Annotated in this window: 24 protein-coding genes and 3 tRNA genes; 4 read left to right on the forward strand and 23 right to left on the reverse strand. The window is 28.2% G+C overall.

The window, feature by feature from the left end:
* Positions 1-24 precede the first annotated feature (24 nt).
* The 5 genes from AC8IG9_RS03990 to AC8IG9_RS04010 all read right to left on the reverse strand — a co-directional run bounded on the left by AC8IG9_RS03990 (position 25) and on the right by AC8IG9_RS04010 (position 2,416).
* Positions 25-100, reverse strand: a tRNA-Lys gene (locus AC8IG9_RS03990).
* A gap of 46 nt (positions 101-146) precedes the next feature.
* The gene (gene tgt, locus AC8IG9_RS03995) at positions 147-1,262 is read right to left on the reverse strand and encodes a tRNA guanosine(34) transglycosylase Tgt (protein ID WP_507425525.1); all 1,116 of its coding nucleotides are present in this window, start codon (positions 1,260-1,262) and stop codon (positions 147-149) included.
* A gap of 12 nt (positions 1,263-1,274) precedes the next feature.
* Entirely contained in the window at positions 1,275-1,838 is a 564-nt protein-coding gene (locus AC8IG9_RS04000; RefSeq protein ID WP_507425526.1) for a peptidylprolyl isomerase, read from the reverse strand.
* The gene (gene coaD / locus AC8IG9_RS04005; RefSeq protein ID WP_507425527.1) at positions 1,838-2,332 is read right to left on the reverse strand and encodes a pantetheine-phosphate adenylyltransferase; all 495 of its coding nucleotides are present in this window, start codon (positions 2,330-2,332) and stop codon (positions 1,838-1,840) included. Before coaD ends, AC8IG9_RS04000 begins: the two co-directional genes overlap by 1 nt.
* Before the next feature lie 7 nt (positions 2,333-2,339).
* Positions 2,340-2,416 (reverse strand) — tRNA-Pro (locus AC8IG9_RS04010).
* A 137-nt stretch (positions 2,417-2,553) separates the two neighbouring features.
* Between AC8IG9_RS04010 and AC8IG9_RS04015 the strand changes: the two genes are divergently transcribed.
* Entirely contained in the window at positions 2,554-2,946 is a 393-nt protein-coding gene (locus AC8IG9_RS04015; RefSeq protein WP_507425528.1) for an iron-sulfur cluster assembly scaffold protein, read from the forward strand.
* Positions 2,947-2,949: 3 nt separating this feature from the next.
* A complete protein-coding gene (locus AC8IG9_RS04020) occupies positions 2,950-3,501 on the forward strand; it encodes a glutathione peroxidase (protein WP_507425529.1) in 552 nt (183 codons plus the stop codon).
* 11 nt (positions 3,502-3,512) lie between these two features.
* Here the strand turns inward: AC8IG9_RS04020 and AC8IG9_RS04025 are convergent.
* The 8 genes from AC8IG9_RS04025 to AC8IG9_RS04060 form a co-directional block, all read right to left on the reverse strand.
* Positions 3,513-3,587: transfer RNA gene (locus AC8IG9_RS04025), tRNA-Glu, on the reverse strand.
* A 77-nt stretch (positions 3,588-3,664) separates the two neighbouring features.
* Entirely contained in the window at positions 3,665-5,416 is a 1,752-nt protein-coding gene (gene recJ, locus AC8IG9_RS04030; RefSeq protein ID WP_507425530.1) for a single-stranded-DNA-specific exonuclease RecJ, read from the reverse strand.
* Positions 5,413-6,360 carry a class II fructose-bisphosphatase gene (gene glpX / locus AC8IG9_RS04035; protein ID WP_507425531.1) on the reverse strand — a complete coding sequence of 316 codons (948 nt, stop codon included), beginning with the start codon at positions 6,358-6,360 and terminating at the stop codon, positions 5,413-5,415. The genes recJ and glpX overlap by 4 nt, the downstream gene beginning before the upstream one ends.
* Positions 6,357-7,664, reverse strand: a complete 1,308-nt coding sequence (locus AC8IG9_RS04040; protein ID WP_507425532.1) for a homoserine dehydrogenase — start codon at positions 7,662-7,664, stop codon at positions 6,357-6,359. Before AC8IG9_RS04040 ends, glpX begins: the two co-directional genes overlap by 4 nt.
* The gene (gene argC / locus AC8IG9_RS04045; RefSeq protein WP_507425533.1) at positions 7,664-8,695 is read right to left on the reverse strand and encodes an N-acetyl-gamma-glutamyl-phosphate reductase; all 1,032 of its coding nucleotides are present in this window, start codon (positions 8,693-8,695) and stop codon (positions 7,664-7,666) included. Before argC ends, AC8IG9_RS04040 begins: the two co-directional genes overlap by 1 nt.
* A 57-nt stretch (positions 8,696-8,752) precedes the next feature.
* Positions 8,753-9,163 (reverse strand): 30S ribosomal protein S9, encoded by a 411-nt coding sequence (rpsI, locus tag AC8IG9_RS04050; RefSeq protein ID WP_507425534.1) that lies wholly within the window; start codon positions 9,161-9,163, stop codon positions 8,753-8,755.
* A 4-nt stretch (positions 9,164-9,167) separates the two neighbouring features.
* The gene (gene rplM / locus AC8IG9_RS04055) at positions 9,168-9,623 is read right to left on the reverse strand and encodes a 50S ribosomal protein L13 (RefSeq protein ID WP_507425535.1); all 456 of its coding nucleotides are present in this window, start codon (positions 9,621-9,623) and stop codon (positions 9,168-9,170) included.
* A gap of 61 nt (positions 9,624-9,684) precedes the next feature.
* The gene (locus tag AC8IG9_RS04060) at positions 9,685-10,710 is read right to left on the reverse strand and encodes a COX15/CtaA family protein (protein WP_507425536.1); all 1,026 of its coding nucleotides are present in this window, start codon (positions 10,708-10,710) and stop codon (positions 9,685-9,687) included.
* A 43-nt stretch (positions 10,711-10,753) separates the two neighbouring features.
* Between AC8IG9_RS04060 and AC8IG9_RS04065 the strand changes: the two genes are divergently transcribed.
* On the forward strand, positions 10,754-11,026 hold the full coding sequence (locus AC8IG9_RS04065) for a chorismate mutase (protein ID WP_507425537.1): 273 nt from the start codon (positions 10,754-10,756) through the stop codon (positions 11,024-11,026).
* Positions 11,027-11,029: 3 nt separating this feature from the next.
* On the opposite strand, the gene AC8IG9_RS04070 is transcribed toward AC8IG9_RS04065, so the two are convergent.
* The 5 genes from AC8IG9_RS04070 to rpmF are packed head-to-tail and all read right to left on the reverse strand — an operon-like array spanning position 11,030 to position 13,113.
* On the reverse strand, positions 11,030-11,221 hold the full coding sequence (locus tag AC8IG9_RS04070) for a 50S ribosomal protein L33 (RefSeq protein WP_017971812.1): 192 nt from the start codon (positions 11,219-11,221) through the stop codon (positions 11,030-11,032).
* The gene (locus AC8IG9_RS04075; protein WP_507425538.1) at positions 11,222-11,608 is read right to left on the reverse strand and encodes a MerR family transcriptional regulator; all 387 of its coding nucleotides are present in this window, start codon (positions 11,606-11,608) and stop codon (positions 11,222-11,224) included.
* Positions 11,589-11,900 carry an integration host factor subunit alpha gene (locus AC8IG9_RS04080; protein WP_507425539.1) on the reverse strand — a complete coding sequence of 104 codons (312 nt, stop codon included), beginning with the start codon at positions 11,898-11,900 and terminating at the stop codon, positions 11,589-11,591. Before AC8IG9_RS04080 ends, AC8IG9_RS04075 begins: the two co-directional genes overlap by 20 nt.
* 10 nt (positions 11,901-11,910) lie before the next feature.
* Complete coding sequence (gene plsX / locus AC8IG9_RS04085) at positions 11,911-12,909, reverse strand: phosphate acyltransferase PlsX (protein WP_507425540.1); 999 nt, start codon at positions 12,907-12,909, stop codon at positions 11,911-11,913.
* A gap of 24 nt (positions 12,910-12,933) precedes the next feature.
* A complete protein-coding gene (rpmF, locus tag AC8IG9_RS04090) occupies positions 12,934-13,113 on the reverse strand; it encodes a 50S ribosomal protein L32 (RefSeq protein WP_507425541.1) in 180 nt (59 codons plus the stop codon).
* A 152-nt stretch (positions 13,114-13,265) separates the two neighbouring features.
* Here rpmF and AC8IG9_RS04095 point away from each other — a divergent pair, with 152 nt between their 5' ends.
* The gene (locus AC8IG9_RS04095; protein ID WP_507425542.1) at positions 13,266-13,715 is read left to right on the forward strand and encodes a hypothetical protein; all 450 of its coding nucleotides are present in this window, start codon (positions 13,266-13,268) and stop codon (positions 13,713-13,715) included.
* Here the strand turns inward: AC8IG9_RS04095 and AC8IG9_RS04100 are convergent.
* From AC8IG9_RS04100 to AC8IG9_RS04120, 5 genes are all read right to left on the reverse strand, one after another.
* On the reverse strand, positions 13,702-15,804 hold the full coding sequence (locus tag AC8IG9_RS04100) for a sodium-translocating pyrophosphatase (protein ID WP_507425543.1): 2,103 nt from the start codon (positions 15,802-15,804) through the stop codon (positions 13,702-13,704). The genes AC8IG9_RS04095 and AC8IG9_RS04100 overlap by 14 nt on opposite strands.
* A 116-nt stretch (positions 15,805-15,920) precedes the next feature.
* Complete coding sequence (locus AC8IG9_RS04105) at positions 15,921-16,301, reverse strand: transcription antitermination protein NusB (RefSeq protein ID WP_507425544.1); 381 nt, start codon at positions 16,299-16,301, stop codon at positions 15,921-15,923.
* Positions 16,301-16,723 carry a 6,7-dimethyl-8-ribityllumazine synthase gene (gene ribH, locus AC8IG9_RS04110; protein ID WP_507425545.1) on the reverse strand — a complete coding sequence of 141 codons (423 nt, stop codon included), beginning with the start codon at positions 16,721-16,723 and terminating at the stop codon, positions 16,301-16,303. Before ribH ends, AC8IG9_RS04105 begins: the two co-directional genes overlap by 1 nt.
* Positions 16,720-17,775: a 3,4-dihydroxy-2-butanone-4-phosphate synthase gene (gene ribB, locus AC8IG9_RS04115; RefSeq protein ID WP_507425546.1), complete on the reverse strand. Its 1,056-nt coding sequence runs from the start codon at positions 17,773-17,775 to the stop codon at positions 16,720-16,722. The genes ribH and ribB overlap by 4 nt, the downstream gene beginning before the upstream one ends.
* A 2-nt stretch (positions 17,776-17,777) precedes the next feature.
* Complete coding sequence (locus tag AC8IG9_RS04120; protein ID WP_507425547.1) at positions 17,778-18,371, reverse strand: riboflavin synthase; 594 nt, start codon at positions 18,369-18,371, stop codon at positions 17,778-17,780.
* Between the last annotated feature and the right edge of the window lie 6 nt (positions 18,372-18,377).

Consider the following 18,377-nt stretch of genomic DNA (forward strand, 5'->3'; position numbering starts at 1 on the left):
AGTAATTTTTTATTATCAGATTTATGGTGAGCCCGACAGGATTTGAACCTGTGACCCATTCCTTAAAAGGGAATTGCTCTACCAACTGAGCTACGGGCCCATAAAGAACGGTTTATATAGATTAACCTTGATTTGAAAGCAATATTTTAATCATTCCAATCAAATAATTCATAATATTTTTTGTAAAACTCATCAAATTTATTTTCTTTAATTGAAATACGAATTTTTTTCATCAAATCTTGATAAAAAGCAATGTTATGCCAAGTTAACAACATTGAACCGAGTATCTCATTTGAATTAACCAAATGATTTAGATAATTTCTAGAATAAGAATTGGATGCTGGGCAATCAATTGATTTATCTAATGGATCTTCATCTTTTGCATATTTTGCATTTCTGATATTGATTTTGCCTTGCCATGTAAATGCAAGACCAGTTCTTCCTGATCTAGTGGGCAGTACACAATCAAACATATCTATTCCACGTTTAACTGCCCCTAAAATATCTTGTGGCATCCCTACGCCCATTAAATAATGAGGTTTGTCTTTGGGAAGTATGTCATTAACCGCTTCAACAGATTCAAACATCTCAGATTGATCCTCACCCACAGCTAATCCTCCAAGTGCATATCCGTCAAAATCTATATCTATTAATTTCATTAAACATTCTCTTCTTAAATCTTTAAATATTCCACCCTGAGTAATTCCAAACAACCATTTAGATTCTTGATTACCAAATTTTTTTTTACATCTTTCAGCCCACCTTAATGACAAATTCATAGAATTTTTAATCTTTTCTTTATCGGAGGAATATTTAGGACATTCATCTAAAACCATTACAATGTCTGAATTTAAATTTAATTGTATTTCTATACTTTCCTCAGGTGTTAAAAAAAATTTCTTACCATCTATATGTGAATTAAAAGTTACGCCTTCTTCTGTAACTTTGGAAATTTTAGACAAAGACATAACCTGAAATCCTCCAGAATCTGTAAGAATTGGAAGATCACAATTCATGAATTGGTGCAGACCTCCAGCTTGTTTTATCCTTTCAATTCCAGGCCTTAACATTAAATGATATGTGTTTCCTAAAATTATTTGTGATCCGGTTTTTTTGACTTGATCAACATACATGGCCTTTACAGTGCCTGCCGTACCCACAGGCATAAAAGCTGGCGTGTCTATTTCTCCTCTGGAGGTAATAATTTTTCCAAGGCGAGCACCACTATTTTCATTTAATAAATTAAATGAAATTGATTTCATTATGATTAATTTTTATTTTACAGATCTAAAACTTATTATTATGTCTGGATTACTAACGGCTCCTGATCCCGGGACGCCTCTTTTAATTTTATCAACAAATTCAATTCCAGAAACAACTTTTCCAAACACAGTATAATTTCTGTCTAAGAAAGGATGTGAATCAAAACAAATGAAAAATTGACTATTTGCGCTATCTGGACTTTGTGATCTTGCCATAGATAAGGTTCCTCTTTGATGAGGAATGTTATTAAATTCAGCTTTTAAGTCCGACTGGTCTGACCCACCTGTTCCTACCATCTGAGAATTAAATTCTGCTTTTGTGTTTCCAAATTTTACATCTCCTGTTTGAGCCATAAAACCATCGATCACTCTATGAAAAGCAATACCGTCATATTTTCCAGAGTCAGCTAGTTCTTTAATTCTTTTTACGTGATTTGGAGCGATTTCATCAAAAAGTTCAATTTTAACTTCTCCATATTTTAATTTCATTATCATAAAAGTTTTTTCCTTAGATTGACTGTTGTTTGTAAATAAAAATATAAATAAAGTTAAGGTAAAAATGATTTTTTTAAACATTATTTAAATTTTGATTTTAGAGATTTAATAACAATGTTCGGAACAAATTGCATCAAATCTCCATTTAAAGATGCTATTTCTTTAACAAAATTTGAAGAAATAATTTGATTTTTAATGTCAGCCATCAAAAAAACTGTTTGTAAATTATCATTCAATTTATAATTCATCCCAGCTAACTGGAATTCGTATTCAAAATCAGAAGCAACCCTAAGCCCTCTAAAGATAACATTAGCTGAAATTTTTTTACAATAGTTTGTAGTTAATCCAGAAAAACTAACAACTTTAATTTTATTCTGAATATTCAATGGAAAATCATTTAAAACTTTTTTTATTAAATTTATTCTTTCTAAAGTAGAAAAAATTGTCTTTTTTTTGTTACTCAAGGGAATTCCTATATATAATTGGTCAACTATAGTTATGGCTCTTTTAATAATATCAATATGACCAAAGGTTATTGGATCAAATGTTCCAGGATATAAACCTATTCTTTTCATTTTTATATGGTCGGGGCAGCAAGATTCGAACTTGCGACCCTCTGGTCCCAAACCAGATGCGCTACCAGGCTGCGCTATGCCCCGAAACTGTGTTGTTATACAACTTAATTAATTTATTTAAAAGAAATACTAATCAATAAAAGTTTAGATTAATTGAGTAATACTTTAGTTTTTTATAGAAAAATTTAAGATTAATAATAATATTTTTTATATTACCTTATATGGAAAAAAAACTTTCAAAACACGCTAGTAATCTTAAAAATTACGGTAGATTAAAAAAATTCACACATAAATGTATTTATAAAAATCATACCTGCGGAGATAAAATTAAAATTTATTTGAAAATTAACAAAAATATTATTAAAAAGATTTCTTACGAGACAGAGTCTTGCTTAATATGTAGCGCTTCTTCCAGTATTTTTACTAATTGTATAAAAGATAAAGATATTAAAAAAATATTAGTTTTCTCAAAAAAATTTATTAAATTAATTTTTAGTAAAAATTTTAATTTAAATGGCAAATGGAAAGAATTTAATTTTCTTTTAAAAAAAAATTATTTTAATAGAAAGAACTGTATTTTAGTACCTTTTAATGCTTTAATAAAAATTAAATAACTGATGAAAAAAAATATTATTTACTTTATCATAATTACAATGATTTTTTTTACAAAAAATATTAACGCAGAAAATACAAAAACTTTGCACGATTTTTCATTTAATAGCATTGATGGTAAAAAATATTTACTATCACAGCATAAAAATAAAGTTGTTTTAATTGTAAATGTTGCGAGTCAATGTGGGTTTACTAAGCAATATGCAGATTTACAGATTTTGTGGGATAAATATAAAAATAAAAATTTTATAATTATTGGCGTTCCTTCAAATGATTTTGGGAATCAAGAGCCTGGAACAAATAGTGAAATAAAAAATTTCTGCGAAACGAACTTCAACATAACATTTCCAATAATGGAAAAGACTGTTGTTAAGGGAAAAGATGCTCATCCTTTTTATAAATGGGCTAAAGAAACTTATGGTAGCGCAGCAGAGCCAAAATGGAATTTTCATAAAATTTTAATTGATAAGAGTGGCAAAATTAATGATACTTTTATCTCAACCACTAATCCCCAGAGTGAAAAAGTTATTAAGGCAATAGAAAAAATTCTTAACTAGTAGTTTCGTTATGGCGGTCCCTAGGGGAATCGAACCCCTCTTTCATGGATGAAAACCACGTGTCCTAACCGATAGACGAAGGGACCTTGAGAATAAAGTTATTTAGATTGTTTAATAATAATAATCAACAATTATATGAAAATTGTATTTAACTTGATATTTTTTAATGCGTTAAAGAAATATCTTCAATAATAAATTCGATAACTCTTTGTTTATTCCAATCATTACAACTAAGTTTTCCAGCTATATGAAATTTATGATTTTTAAAATTTTTAAGATAATCAATTACTTTTTCTTTATTATTTTTAAAACAAATTCCATGCAAATAAAGACCACTACTATTTTTAAATAAAACTTTTAATAAAAAAACATTTTCAAAATTAATTTTAATCATAGATAAATCTTCAACAATAAATTTGGGCTCAGAATTTCCCGATCCAAAAGGTCCTAATTTACTTACCTCTTCATAGGTTTTTTCATTAACGGCATTTGCTGATAAAATACCATCTATCTCTATAAAATTATTTTGAACAAAGTTTGGTTTTGATGATTTAAATTTAGATATTAAAAAACTTTTTAGATCGCTAATCTTATTATCTTCAATACTAAAACCAGCAGCCATTTTATGGCCACCTCCTTTTATAACAATTCCATTTTGTTTAGCCGCTAAAATAGCAAGACCAATATCAAATCCAAAAACAGATCTGCATGAACCTTTTGCAATATTATTAGTAGATGAAATAACTATAGTGGGTTTAAGAAATCTTTCTTTAATTCTACTAGCTATAATACCTATCAATCCTTCGTGCCAAAACTTATTTGCTACTAATATTATTTCATTAGCATTTTCTTTTTCAGCTAATAAATAAGCTTCGTTTAAAATATCTTCTTCTATTGATTTTCTTTTTTTATTTAAAGAATCTAATGTTGTTGCTATTTCATAACTTTTCTTTGGGTCATCTGTCGTAAGTAAATTTGCACCAAGATCAGACTGCCCTATTCTTCCACCGGCATTGATCCTAGGACCTAACAAAAAACCAATATGATAAGTATCTGGGCTTTCTTTTATGTCAGAAACATCCATTAGAGTTTTGATACCTAAGTTTTTTCTCTTCTTTAATATTTGTATTCCTTGATAAACAAAGGCTCTGTTTAAATCTATTAAAGGAACAACATCACAAATTGTCCCCAAAGCAACTAAATCTAAATAATCATATAAATCTGGTTCACTAATTTTTTTTTCATTATAAAATTTACTTTCTCTAAGAGAGCGATTTAAAGCGACAATAAATAAAAAAGAAACTCCAGCAGCACATAAGTAACCAAGATTAGATTTATCATCTAATTGATTTGGATTTACTAAAGCTTTACATTTAGGAAGTTTAATTTCTGCTTGATGATGATCAATAACCAAAACGTCAATATTATTTTGATTAGCATAATCAAGAGCTTCGAATGATGAAGTTCCACAATCAACTGTTATTAAGAATTCACCTTTTTTATTAATAATATTTTTTAATGAATTAACTGATGGACCGTAGCCATCAATTTGACGGTCCGGAATATAAATAAAAAAATTTGAGTATATATTTTTTAAAAAATTAACAATAATTGCTGTTGAAGATGCCCCATCAACATCATAGTCACCTAAAATACAAATTCTCTTATTCTCTTTAATAGCTTTAACAAGAGTTTCAACTGCAAGATCCATGTCTTTTAAGACACTTGGATTTGGCATGAATTCTTTAATCTTCGGATTTAAATACGACTGGCAGTTCTCAAGTGTAATTTTTCTTATAGATAAAAGTTTAGATAAAAAATTATCAATTCCTAATTTTTGAGAAATTTCTAATGCTAAATTTTCATTATAATTTGATAAAATCCATTCTTTACCAGTTACCGACTGGTATTTCATATTTTAAATTTATTTATAATTTTTTTATTAAGTTTAGATGCATGGTGCAAAACATAGGTTTCTGATAGATAAAAACCATTATCTAAAATATTAATACCTTGAAGTAAATCTCCTCCTGTAACTCCTGTGGCACAGAATAAAACATCATCTCTAACTATGTCGTTAATAGTGTATTTTTTTTTTAGATCCTTTATTCCCATTTTTTTTGCCTTATCAATTTCATGGTCATTACTTAAAACTAATCTCGCCTGAAATTGACCTCCTAAACATTTAATAGCGGCAGCAGCAAGAACACCTTCTGGTGCTCCTCCTATGCCTAAATATATATCTACATTAAATTCTTCTATGCCTGCATAAATAGCCCCCGCTACATCTCCATCTGAAATAAATTTAATTTTAGTCCCAAGTTTTTTAGCATCATTAACTATATGATCATGCCTTTCTCTTTCTAAAAGACATATTGTTAACTTATCTGGTGTTGTGTTTTTAAAATCAGCCAAATTTTTAAGATTTTTTGTTATTCCAAAATCAAGATCAATAACCCCTTCTTTAATATTTTTTCCAACGGCTATCTTCTCCATATAAGTATCTGGCGCATGTAACAAATTGTCCTTTTTTGATACCGCAAGGACTGACATTGCATTTGGTAAATTTTTTGCAGTTAAATTTGTGCCCTCTAATGGATCAACGGCTATATCTAATTCTTCTCCGAACCCTGTTCCTACTAATTCATTAATATAGAGCATCGGTGCTTCATCCATCTCTCCTTCTCCTATGACAATTTTTCCTTTCATAGGAATATTATTGAGAAACAGTCTCATCTTGTCGACCGCCGCTTGATCAGCTGCAATTTTATCGCCTTTGCCTTTTAATAATGATGATGCGTAAGCAGCTTCACTAGTAGTTTTTACAAATAAATCTACAAATCCATTATTGATAATCATAATTTCTTTTCATTTCTAATTCTGATCATCGTAATTTTTTTGTTAATAAATTTTTCTTTTGAAATTTTCTTCAAAGCTAATTTCATATTCTTCTCTTTAGCGTTATGGGTAATAATAACTAAATTAGCAAATTTAGGATTAGTTAAAGGTTGCTGTAGTATGCTTTGAATTGAAATCTTATATGCAGATAAAATAGAAGTAATTTTAGATAGAACTCCTGGCTTATCGTTAACGACTATTCTTAAATAAAATTTACAAATGTGATTGTCAAAATCAAACATTTTAAACTCTTTTGCATCAGAGTAATTAAAGCCAAAAGGTAAACTTATATTTCCTTTAAGAATTGAATTTAGATCTGAAACAATTGACGAAGTAGTTGGTCCCTTTCCAGCGCCAAGACCTTGATAAACTATTTTACCAACTGGATTTCCTTCAACCATAATTGCATTATTTGCTCCATTGATTTTAGCAAGATCTGAATCTTTTGAGATTAAACAAGGATGAACTCTTTGTTTAATTTTATTATCAATGATTTCGGAAATTCCAAGAAGCTTAATCTTGTATTTAAATTTATGAGCGTATTCTACGTCTTCTAAATCAATCTGTTCAATTCCTTCTGTTAAAAAACTCTTATTAATTATTTTAGTTTTAAAACAAAGAGCACTTAATATTGATATTTTGGATTTAACATCATCTCCATTAAGATCAAGCTTTGGATTAGTTTCAGCATAACCAAGTTTTTGTGCATTTAATAAGATCTCCTTGAAGCTTTTTTTAGTTCTTTCTATTTCAGTTAAAATAAAATTTGTCGTGCCATTTAATATTCCATAAATATGAAATAACTTATTACCTACTAAACTCTCTTTTATTGACTTGATAATAGGTATTCCTCCCCCAACTGAAGCTTCAAATAATAAATTAACTGAATTCTTCTCAGCAATTTTGGCAAGTTCATTACCATGCTTAAATATTAGTGCTTTATTGGCTGTAATAAAATGTTTGTTATTCTTTAATGCAGCAAATGCTAATTTCTTTGCAAATCCATCTGGTCCACCTATTAACTCAATAATAATGTCTACATCGTCTTTTTTAGCTAAAGACAAAGGATTCTTAACCCACATATTTTTTGGAATACTAAATCCTCTTCTCTTATTAATCGTTCTAGCGGAAATATATTTTACTTGATAAGTCGAATTTGTATTTTTTTCGATAATTTTCTTATTCTTAAGTAAATGTCGATAAACTTCTGAACCAATATTTCCAAGACCAACTATTGCAATATTATAATTATCTTTAAAATTCATTATTCTAATCCTACAGTTTCTTTCAAACCTAATCTTATATTCATATTTTGAACTGCCTGCCCTGCAGCTCCCTTAACTAAATTATCAATAGAGCTTACAATAATTAATTGATTTTTATTTCTTCCAGAGAAAACATTAATATTACAATTATTAGTATTATTAACATCGTTTGTATTTACAAATTTTCCATAAGGTAAAACTTTTATAAAATTACTGTTTTTATAAAATTTACTCAAATATTGATGAATTTTTTTCACGCTAATATTCTTTTTAAGATCAGCATATATTGTCGTCACAATACCTCTAAAAGTTGGAATTAAATGAGGAGTAAATTCAACTTTTAAACCACCAGAAACTTTTCCAAACAATTTTAAACCCTGATCAATTTCAGGCATATGTCTATGTTTACCCACTCCATAAGCAGCAATATTTTTATTAATATTAGGATAAAGTTTTTTATCAGCAGTTTTTTTACCAGCTCCAGAATAACCAGATTTAGAATCTATAATTATTTTTGAAGTTTTAATTGTTTTATTTAAAAATAAAGGAATAAGCGCTAACTGAGCTGAAGTTGGATAGCACCCTGGACAGGAAATTATATTACTTTTTTCAATATCATTTCTTGCAAATTCAGAAAGTCCATAAACAGAATGTTTTTGATTATCGACTGCGTAATGTTTTAGTCCGTACCATTTTTCATAAACCTTAACATCTGCAAATCTAAAATCAGCTGATAAATCAATTAAAATATGATGAGGAGAAATAGTATTAGATAATAATTGCGCTTCTCCATGTGGTAAAGCCGAAAAAATTATATCAACATCACTTAAATCGACTTTTTTAATGTCAGATATTAAAGGTAATTTTTTTTTAATCTTATTTTTTAAAAAAGAATTAATAGATTTTCCAATAGATCCTCTCGAACATAAGTATTTAAGATTAATGAATTTATGATTACTTAATATTTTAATAAGTTCTAAGCCAACAAAACCTGAGGCTCCATTAATTAAAACGTTATATTTCCCAGACATGCTCTGTATTTATAAGAAGTTGTAAATGACTTAAAGAATAAAATTAGTCTATGTAGACTATCGTTTAGAGAACTGGAATCTTCTTCTAGCTTTTTTCTGTCCGTATTTTTTTCTTTCAACTTTTCTTGAATCTCTTGTTAATAACTTTTCTTTTTTTAATGTCTTTCTTAACGTTCCATCTAGAACAAACAAGGCTTTAGATATACCTAAAGACACAGCTCCAGCTTGGCCGGTCAATCCGCCACCTTTAACAGTGCAGTTAACATCGTAACCATTATTTTTATTTATAACATTAAATGGTTTCTCAATGCTTAGTTGCAAGACTGGTCTTTTAAAATATTCATTATATTTTTTTCCATTTACAATAATAGCTCCCGATCCAACTTTTAACCAAACTCTAGCTATGGAACTCTTTCTTTTTCCAGTTGCGTAAAATCTATTGTTTGAAACAGCTAAACTCTGAACCATATAATTAATTTAAAGAATTTTTTTTATTTTTAGATTTAAAATCAAAATCTACTGCTTTTTGAGTTTCATGAGGATGTTTATCATCATTATAAACTTTTAAATTTCCAAGTTGTTTTCTGCCGAGCGGTCCTCTTGGTAACATTCTCTTTACAGCTAGTTTAATAATTCTAGAGGGATCTTTTTCAAGAATTTTATTAGGAGTAGTTTCTTTAATACCACCTGGAAAGCCAGTGTGTTTGTAATAAATCTTTTTAGAAAATTTTTTCCCTGTAAATTTTATTTTTTTAGCATTAGTTACAATGACAAAATCACCATCATCCATATTTGGAGTAAAGCTAGTTTTTTTCGTTCCTCTTAAAATCTTAGTTATTTCAGAAGCTAATCTGCCAACAATTAAATTTGTTGCATCAATCTTGTACCAGTTTTTTTTAACTTCTTTCTTTTTAATAAATTCAGTCATAAAGGAACGGAATAAATATATTTTGCCTATAATTATGTCAAATAGATTAAGGTAAATTTTATTATTTTTTAGAGATTGATACTTGGTAAAATAGATAAATTATCGAAAAAAGTAAAAAAATCGAACCCAGCTGATGAAGACTGGCAATATATATTTTATAACCGCTAATTAAAACCAGAATACCAAGAAGTGCTTGAAAAATTATTGCTGATAAGACTATTAACAAATACTTTAGATTAACAATTTTTTTTTTTTGTAAGTAATAAAAAATAAAAATAAATATCAATATTATAAAATAAGCAAAAATCCTGTGTAAAAATTGAACATGGGAAGGACTAGAATAGGATTTTGAATTTGAAAATTCTTTAATCAAAACATCGTCTGGGATAAAATGTCCATTCATTAAGGGCCAGGTTTGATATATTTTTGCAGCATCCAGTCCTGAAACAAAAGCTCCAATCGCGATTTGAAAAAAAACAATAATTAGAAAAGCTAGAATTAAATAAGAATAAAGATTTATTTGAATTTTTTTAATGTTTTTAAATAAAATAGAAAAAAATAATAGAGATAAAATGATTTGAGCACCTAATAAATGTGCCGACAATCTAAAATGACTAACGTCTGTATTTGAGATTAATCCGCTTTTGACCATATACCAACCTAAGAAACCTTGAAAAAAAAATAATAAAGAAATTATTGAATAAAGAATAATTTGTTTAAAATTTAAAATTTTTTTTATAAGAAAATATACGAATGGCAAAACAAATACTAAAGAAGCTAATCTTGCTAATAATCGATGAATATATTCCCACCAAAAAATATATTTAAATTCGGCCAAAGACATTCCAAAATTAATTTCTTTGTATTGAGGAATCTGTTTGTATAAAGAAAAGTAATCCTCCCATTTCTTATCTGTAAGTGGAGGCAAAATCCCACTAAACAATTCCCAATTAGTTATTGAAAGACCAGATTCCGTTAATCGTGTAAGGCCACCAACAAAGATAAGTGATGAAACTAAAAATAAAGAAAAATACAACCAAATAGCAACATAAGTATTATTTTTATTTAGATTATTTGTATTTAACATTATAAATTAATACTTAACTTATCTTTATTTTTAAACAGTTTTAATGTCGCAAAGAAAAATTATAAAAATTCGTTCTACTATTGATGCTATAGATAAGCAAATTATTAGACTGCTTGGTCTAAGAAAGAAGCAAGTCTTAAAAATTGCTAAGTATAAAAACAAAAAAACTATCGTTGATAAAAAAAGAATTAATCAAGTGATGAAAAAAATTAAAGCTGAAGCCAAAAAAAATAAAGTTGATTTTACGTTAGTAAAAGACTTTTGGAATAAATTAATTCAATATTCTATAAAATTAGAAAAAAAAATAGTTAAATAAGAACTACTTGCTATGAGGAGGAAGTTTTTTTTCTACAAACCACTCATGTTTGCGTGTTGAAGGATTGTATTTTTTAACTCTTAATTTTATTTTTGCCTTTTCTCCTGCTGTAGGTTTTTTTACATAATAATTAAAAGCGCTGTTGGGTTTTAATTCAGGAACTAATCTTACTTTTATCGAGGTTTTTTTGGCCATTTAAGAGAGATTTTTTATTTCAGTAATAATTTTTTTAATTCTAATTAGCTTTTCTTTTTTATCAAATAAATTGTTAGTTCTTATATCTTTTCTCTCAAAATCGTCAACTTCAATATCATTTATATTATTTTCTATTATTTTTTTAGCGCCCTTTATGGTTAAGCCTTTATCTTTTAAAAGATAATGAATTTTTTTTAAAAGCTTAATATTTTCTTGTGTATAATATCTTCTGCCTTTAGCTCTTAATTTCGGTTTTAATTGTGGAAACTCTTTCTCCCAAAATCTTAAAATATAAGTCTTCGGCTTACCGGTTTCTAACTCAATAAGGTTTAGTTCTTTGGCTACCTCACCTATCGTTTTTAAAGCTTCAGCTGACTTCTCCGACATTTGTAATTTTATTAATTTTATTTTTTAAAATTTTAGAAGGCTTAAAAGTGACAACAACCCTACTTGATATAACTTTTTTTTCTTTAGTTTTCGGATTTCTACCTATTCTTTCATTTTTATAACGAATATTAAACGAACCAAAATTAGCTATTTTGACTTTATTCTTTTTTTCTAGCTGTAAAGAAATAAACTCAAAAATATCATCAATAAAATTTGAGGCTTCTACTTTTGAAATTCCTAGTTCTTTATAAACTAGATCAGATAAATATTGTCTTGTGATTGCAGTTGTCACAAATTTTTATTTATAAATTTTTTTGTATTTGATCCTGCAAATTACCATTTAAAATATCATAGCACAATTTAATAGAATGATAGAAACCAATATAATCTGTGCCCCCATGACTTTTTACAACCGGTGATGTAAGTCCTAAAAATATTCCACCATTGTATTTTCTTGGATCTAAATCGTTTTTAATGCTGTGAAAAATTTTAAAGGACAATAAATAAATAAATTTTGAATACCAAGATTCAAAAAATTTTTCTTTAACAAGAGCAGCAATATATTTTGCGGTACCTTCTGCTGTTTTTAAAGCTATATTGCCTGAAAATCCATCTGTAACAATTACGTCTGTATTTCCATCTTTAATATGATTACCCTCAATAAAACCATTGAAGGTAAAATTAATATTATTAGCTTGTCTTAACTCATTTAAGGATTTTCTTAACAAGTCACTACCCTTGCTATCTTCGCTACCAATGTTTAGTAGAGCAACAGTTGGTTTGTCTTTTTTAAAAACAGCTCTATACAAAGCAGATCCTAGTTTTGAAAAATCTACTAAATTTTTTACACTACAATCAATATTAGCTCCTAAATCAAGGACTACGCTCAATCCTTTATGTGTTGGCCACATAGACGCTAAAGCAGGCTTGTCTATTCCTTCTATTGTATCCAAAATCAATCTGGACATTACAAGTAATGCTGCTGTATTGCCTGCTGATATTGCTATGTCAGCATTTTTGTTTTTTAAAGCTGTCAAAGCTAACCACATGCTAGAATTTTTTCCATTTTTAACAGCCACTAAGGGAGACTCATTATCTAAAACTTTTTCATTTGTATGAACAATAGTGCTTGAAGTACCAACTGCAGGATATTTTTCTAAAATAGGATTTATTAGATCTCTATTGCCAAATATAAGAAATTTTAAATTTTGATTATTTTGTAAAAATAAATCTAAACCCATTATAACTTTTAATGGAGATCCATCTCCACCCATTGCATCAACTGCAACTGTAAATTTCATTTAAATAATTAAATATTAGCTGACTTAAGCTTTAGGCTTAAAAATTTGTTTACCATTATACATTCCTGTTTTTTCATCTACGTGATGCGGAAGTCTATACTCACCACTTTTTTTATCTTCTATAACATTAGCAAAATTTACAGCGTGATGAGATCTTCTTAAATTTCTTCTAGCTTTTGAGGTTTTGCGCTTAGGAACTGCCATTTAAATAATAATAATATTGTTAAAATAAGGTCACTCAATATCATTTGTAACCAATAAATCAACATTGTTAATAATCATTGATTAGATAGTAAAATTTTATAAATAAATTCTAATTTAGTAAAATTAAGTAATTATGATAGTGTTTTTATGCGATGAAAATTTCATTATATAAATATATTTTAGTATTTTTATTTTTATATTCCTGCAATACAATTGATGAACTTCATGGAATTGATAATTTAAAAATTCAATCAGAATCTCTTAAAATAAACAGCACTAATTCTAATGATGTATTAAACTTAATTGGTCCTCCACAAAGCATAGGACTTAAAAATGAAAATATTTGGTATTATAACGAAGTACATCAAACCAGAAGTAAGCTTGGTGAAAAAATTATCACTGAAAGTAACACACTAAGATTAGAATTTGATGATCTGGGCATCCTAAGAAAGCTTAATTTTTTAGATAAAAATGCTCTAAGCAAAAATACATTCAACGAAGAGCAAACTTTAAGTCTTGGAAAAGACACAAGTTTTTTATCTAGTTTTTTAGCCAGTATGAGACAACGAGCTAAAAACTATGGAAAAGCTAACGAGCAATAATCGCAAGCAATAATAAAGCTACAATATTTGTAATCTTAATCATTGGATTAACTGCTGGACCAGCTGTATCTTTATAAGGATCTCCAACTGTATCTCCTGTTACTGCAGCCTTATGAGCATCAGAACCTTTTCCACCGTAATGTCCGTCTTCAATATATTTCTTTGCATTATCCCATGCACCGCCGCCAGCTGTCATTGATACTGCTAAGAAAAATCCAGTAACAATTACTCCAAGCAACATAGCTCCTAAAGAAGATAATGCTGAAGAAGTTCCTGCAATTTTATAAATTACAAAGTAAAGAACTATAGGAGACAACACTGGTAACAAAGAAGGAATAATCATTTCTTTGATTGCAGCTTTGGTTAAAATATCTACAGCGTTTTTATAGTCTGGCTTTTGTTTATTTTTCATAATTCCAGGCCATTTTTTAAATTGTCTTCTAACTTCAATAACTACAGCTCCGCCTGCTCTACCAACTGCTTGCATACCCATAGAAGCAAACAGATAAGGTAGCAAACCTCCAATTAACAAACCAATAACAACATATGGATTTGATAAATCAAAATTTACAACAATTCCTTTTAATGCTGATCCTGGTGTCTTAGCAAAGTGCTTAATATCTTCTGTGTAAGCAGCAAACAAAACTAAAGCTCCTAATCCTGCAGAACCAATCGCATAACCTTTTGTAATAGCTTTTGTAGTATTACCAACTGCATCAAGTGCATCAGTAACTTTTCTAACGCTAGAAGGTAAATTACTCATTTGTGCTATTCCACCAGCATTGTCTGTAACTGGTCCATAAGCATCTAAAGCAACTACCATTCCTGTTAATGCTAGCATTGTAGTAACTGCAATTGCAATTCCATATAAACCAGCGATCAAATAAGTTGATAAAATACCAGCAACAATAATTAAGGCTGGCAATGCCGTTGCTTCCATGGACACGGCTAAACCTTGAATAACGTTTGTGCCATGACCTGTTGTTGAAGACTTGGCAATAGATTTAACAGGATTATAAGCTGTGCTAGTGTAATATTCTGTAACCCAAATTAACAATCCAGTAATTACAAGACCTATTGCTCCGCAGTAATACAATTTAAGTCCAGTAAAACTAAGAGTTCCTACTTTGTATACTTTAGTTAATCCAATCACATGTTCAGTAACTGGATATAAAACAGCTAAAGATAAAACTGCTGAAACTATAAAGCCTTTATATAAAGCGCCCATAATACTTTTGTTAGCACCTAATCTTACAAAGTAAGTTCCAATAATTGATGTAATCAAACAGCTACCAGCAATTGCTAGCGGGTAAATTAACATGTTTAAATTTCCAGAAAAAAATATTGACGCTAAAACCATAGTAGCAACAATTGTAACAGCATAAGTTTCGAACAAATCTGCAGCCATTCCAGCGCAGTCTCCTACGTTATCACCCACGTTATCTGCTATAACCGCTGGATTTCTAGGATCATCCTCAGGAATTCCCGCCTCAACTTTTCCAACTAAATCGGCACCAACGTCTGCTCCTTTAGTAAAAATTCCACCACCTAATCTTGCAAAAATTGAAATTAATGAAGCACCAAATCCTAATGCAACGAGAGCATTTGAAATTTCTCTTTCATTTATTTTTAATTCTAAAAGTATCCAGTAATAAACTGCGATGGCAAGCAAAGCTAAGCCAGCAACGAGCATTCCTGTTAAGGCGCCTGATTTGAAAGATATTCTTAAACCTTCTGCTAAACTTTTTCTTGAAGCTTCAGCAGTTCTTACGTTTGCTTGTACTGAAATTAACATTCCAGCATAGCCTGCTATTCCTGATAAAAAAGCTCCGATAAAATAACCAAGTCCAACCCAAGCGCTAAATAAATAAATTACAACGACAAGAACTACCGCTCCAACAATTGCTATAGTTGTGTACTGACGATTTAAATATGCTCTGGCTCCTATTTGAATAGCGCCAGCAATTTCTTTCATTCTTGCATTTCCTGAACTTGCTGACAAAATTTGAACGCCAGTTATATAAGCAAAAATAATTGATATAATTCCACTAAGGATTATTAAATTTAGTACGAAACTTGGATTAAGCATAATTATAGACTTTTAGTTGGTTAGGTTAACGAGAACCATGTAATTGCCAAATTACATCAATAAAATCAACCTTTTTTATTCAAAAATCTTTAAATTAAATAGAAAACTTTGCGAAATTAAACGCTTTTTGCAATTTTATCTAGAACTGCATTAATAATGTTCTTTTGTTTGTCATTAAGAAACATTTTAGTAATTTTTAAATACTCATCAATCACAACCTTGAATGGTGTCTTTTTGTAAAAGAAAATTTCATAAATTGCTGATTTTAATATTATAGAAAATATTATTTCAAAGTTTTTAAGATCAAATTTTTTATCTAAAAAATTTATTAATTTTTCTTCTAATAAAGAATTATTTTCTATTACTCCATTGCAAATTTTTTTAATGAATCTTTTATATGGATTTTTAAAATCAAATAATAATTTTTCTTGATTTATGTAATGACTGTATAAAAGTTGTACTATTATTAATCTTGAGTTGTTTTTAAAGTTAGTCATTAATGTTTATAAATACAATTATAAACACTCAACGCTGCAAGCGTAGCTTCGCCACCTTTGTTTTTTAATTTAGGATCACACCTAACTTCTGCTTGTTTTGGAGTATTACAATTTAATACGCCGTTAGAAACTGGAACATTATATTTAATTGAAATTTGTAATAATTTATCTGATACGGACTGACTAATAATATCAAAATGCGGAGTTTCGCCTTTAATAATACATCCAAGAGCTATGCAAAAAGCGTATTTCTTATCTTTTAACAAAATATTTAATAATTGCGGTATCTCATAAGCTCCAGAAACAGAAAAAAATTCAACATCAAATAACTTTTTATTTATTTCTTTTAAAGCACCTAATAAAAGTTTTTTCTCTAAATTTTTATAAAATGATGAACTAATTATTAATATTTTCTTTTTCATTTAATAAATTCTTGTTTAATAATTTTTATACCAAAACCATCTAAGCCTATAATATTTTTTTTGGACTTAGATATTAAAATCATTCTTCTTATATTTAAACTTCTCAAAATTTGAGCACCAATACCGTAATTTCTTAAACTACTTTCTTTCTTATTATTAAGATTATTTTTAACTAACTCATCTCTTATTATAATCAAAATACAATTCTTGTATTTTTTATAATAATTAAGTGTTTTGTTAATAGACAGATTTTCTTTATTTTTTGATAAAAAACTAGTTACAATATTTGAAGAAATAACTCTAACTCTAGGTACGATTTTTTTATCTTGAGATTTAATTAAAGCAATGTGCTCTTTTCCATCTAATTTATTCTCATAAATTTTGACTTGATATGTATCGTTCTTTCCAATTTTTACCTGTTCAATTCCTTTTAGTTTTATTAAACTTTCTTTTTTTAATCTGTAAGCGATTAAATCTTCAATTCTTGCAATATTTAAATTAAATTTTTTAGCATAGTTAAAAAGGTGTCTTCCTTTTGCCATTGAACCGTCTGTGTTCATTATTTCGCAAATTACTCCACTTGAACCACAACCCGAAAGTTTTGCTATATCAACAGATGCCTCTGTATGTCCTGCTCTTTCAAGTACTCCTCCATCTTTTGCAATTAATGGAAAAATATGTCCTGGAGTAGATATGTCTTTCGCTTTAACATTTTTTTTAATTGCTGTTTTAATTGTATGAGCTCTATCTTTTGCAGATATACCAGTTGTGACTCCTTTTCTTGCTTCTATAGAAATGGTAAATGCAGTTTGTAAACGAGAAGAATTTCTAGTGGGCATCAGAGATAAATTAAGTGCTTTAGCTTTATTTTTATCAATTGCTAAACAAATTAAACCTCTGCCATGCGTTGCCATAAAATTTATCTTTTTATGATCAATCTTTGATGCCGGTATAACTAGATCGCCTTCGTTTTCTCTATTTTTATCATCTATTAAAATAAAAATTTTTCCTTTTTTCGCATCCTGGATAATTTTTTTTACTGAAGAAAACATATTTATTTTTTTAATAAAGTTTTGGCAATTAAATCAATCTCAACATTAACGTAATTATTTTTTTTTAATTTTAATAAATTTGTATTTTGAAGTGTATGAGGAATAATCACAACTTTAAATTTATTAGAAAAAATCTTAGCAATAGTTAATGACACCCCATTAATTGCTATTGACCCTTTTTCAATTAGAAATTTTTTGAATTTCTTAGGTATATTAAAAATTATAATCCAACTTTTGCTATTATTAGAATTAATACTTAAAACTTTTATTGTTGTATCTACGTGTCCTTGAACAAAATGCCCTGCAAATTCATCTCCATATTTCAATGATTTTTCTAAATTTATTACATCGCCAGATTTTAAACGCTTAAAAGCAGATGTTATAACTGTATGTTTTGATAAATAAAAAAATAAATGATTTTTTTTTTTATTTTTTATAATTTTTGTTAAAGTTAAACAAACTCCTGAACAAGAAATAGAAGTTCCAATATCTTTTTTAGCAAAACTTAAATCTGAAATAACAGATAAAAAATAACCACTATTATTTTTTTTTAATTCTTTAATAAGGCCAATATTTTTTATTATACCAGTAAACATAAATTT

Origin of the sequence: Candidatus Allofontibacter sp. (assembly GCF_040404065.1) — a bacterium.
Classification (GTDB): domain Bacteria; phylum Pseudomonadota; class Alphaproteobacteria; order Pelagibacterales; family Pelagibacteraceae; genus Fontibacterium.

What these genes read in the sequence shown, in the direction of transcription:
- AC8IG9_RS04095 (WP_507425542.1), top strand. Translation starts at nt 13,266, where the DNA reads ATGAAAATTTCATTATATAAATATATTTTAGTATTTTTATTTTTATAT.
- argC (WP_507425533.1), bottom strand. Translation starts at nt 8,695, where the DNA reads ATGTCTGGGAAATATAACGTTTTAATTAATGGAGCCTCAGGTTTTGTT.
- ribB (WP_507425546.1), bottom strand. Translation starts at nt 17,775, where the DNA reads ATGTTTTCTTCAGTAAAAAAAATTATCCAGGATGCGAAAAAAGGAAAA.
- AC8IG9_RS04070 (WP_017971812.1), bottom strand. Translation starts at nt 11,221, where the DNA reads ATGGCCAAAAAAACCTCGATAAAAGTAAGATTAGTTCCTGAATTAAAA.
- AC8IG9_RS04065 (WP_507425537.1), top strand. Translation starts at nt 10,754, where the DNA reads ATGTCGCAAAGAAAAATTATAAAAATTCGTTCTACTATTGATGCTATA.
- tgt (WP_507425525.1), bottom strand. Translation starts at nt 1,262, where the DNA reads ATGAAATCAATTTCATTTAATTTATTAAATGAAAATAGTGGTGCTCGC.
- recJ (WP_507425530.1), bottom strand. Translation starts at nt 5,416, where the DNA reads ATGAAATACCAGTCGGTAACTGGTAAAGAATGGATTTTATCAAATTAT.
- AC8IG9_RS04100 (WP_507425543.1), bottom strand. Translation starts at nt 15,804, where the DNA reads ATGCTTAATCCAAGTTTCGTACTAAATTTAATAATCCTTAGTGGAATT.
- rpsI (WP_507425534.1), bottom strand. Translation starts at nt 9,163, where the DNA reads ATGGTTCAGAGTTTAGCTGTTTCAAACAATAGATTTTACGCAACTGGA.
- rplM (WP_507425535.1), bottom strand. Translation starts at nt 9,623, where the DNA reads ATGACTGAATTTATTAAAAAGAAAGAAGTTAAAAAAAACTGGTACAAG.
- coaD (WP_507425527.1), bottom strand. Translation starts at nt 2,332, where the DNA reads ATGAAAAGAATAGGTTTATATCCTGGAACATTTGATCCAATAACCTTT.
- AC8IG9_RS04015 (WP_507425528.1), top strand. Translation starts at nt 2,554, where the DNA reads ATGGAAAAAAAACTTTCAAAACACGCTAGTAATCTTAAAAATTACGGT.
- AC8IG9_RS04000 (WP_507425526.1), bottom strand. Translation starts at nt 1,838, where the DNA reads ATGTTTAAAAAAATCATTTTTACCTTAACTTTATTTATATTTTTATTT.
- ribH (WP_507425545.1), bottom strand. Translation starts at nt 16,723, where the DNA reads ATGAAAAAGAAAATATTAATAATTAGTTCATCATTTTATAAAAATTTA.
- AC8IG9_RS04040 (WP_507425532.1), bottom strand. Translation starts at nt 7,664, where the DNA reads ATGAATTTTAAAGATAATTATAATATTGCAATAGTTGGTCTTGGAAAT.
- glpX (WP_507425531.1), bottom strand. Translation starts at nt 6,360, where the DNA reads ATGATTATCAATAATGGATTTGTAGATTTATTTGTAAAAACTACTAGT.
- AC8IG9_RS04120 (WP_507425547.1), bottom strand. Translation starts at nt 18,371, where the DNA reads ATGTTTACTGGTATAATAAAAAATATTGGCCTTATTAAAGAATTAAAA.
- AC8IG9_RS04060 (WP_507425536.1), bottom strand. Translation starts at nt 10,710, where the DNA reads ATGTTAAATACAAATAATCTAAATAAAAATAATACTTATGTTGCTATT.
- AC8IG9_RS04075 (WP_507425538.1), bottom strand. Translation starts at nt 11,608, where the DNA reads ATGTCGGAGAAGTCAGCTGAAGCTTTAAAAACGATAGGTGAGGTAGCC.
- rpmF (WP_507425541.1), bottom strand. Translation starts at nt 13,113, where the DNA reads ATGGCAGTTCCTAAGCGCAAAACCTCAAAAGCTAGAAGAAATTTAAGA.
- AC8IG9_RS04020 (WP_507425529.1), top strand. Translation starts at nt 2,950, where the DNA reads ATGAAAAAAAATATTATTTACTTTATCATAATTACAATGATTTTTTTT.
- plsX (WP_507425540.1), bottom strand. Translation starts at nt 12,909, where the DNA reads ATGAAATTTACAGTTGCAGTTGATGCAATGGGTGGAGATGGATCTCCA.
- AC8IG9_RS04105 (WP_507425544.1), bottom strand. Translation starts at nt 16,301, where the DNA reads ATGACTAACTTTAAAAACAACTCAAGATTAATAATAGTACAACTTTTA.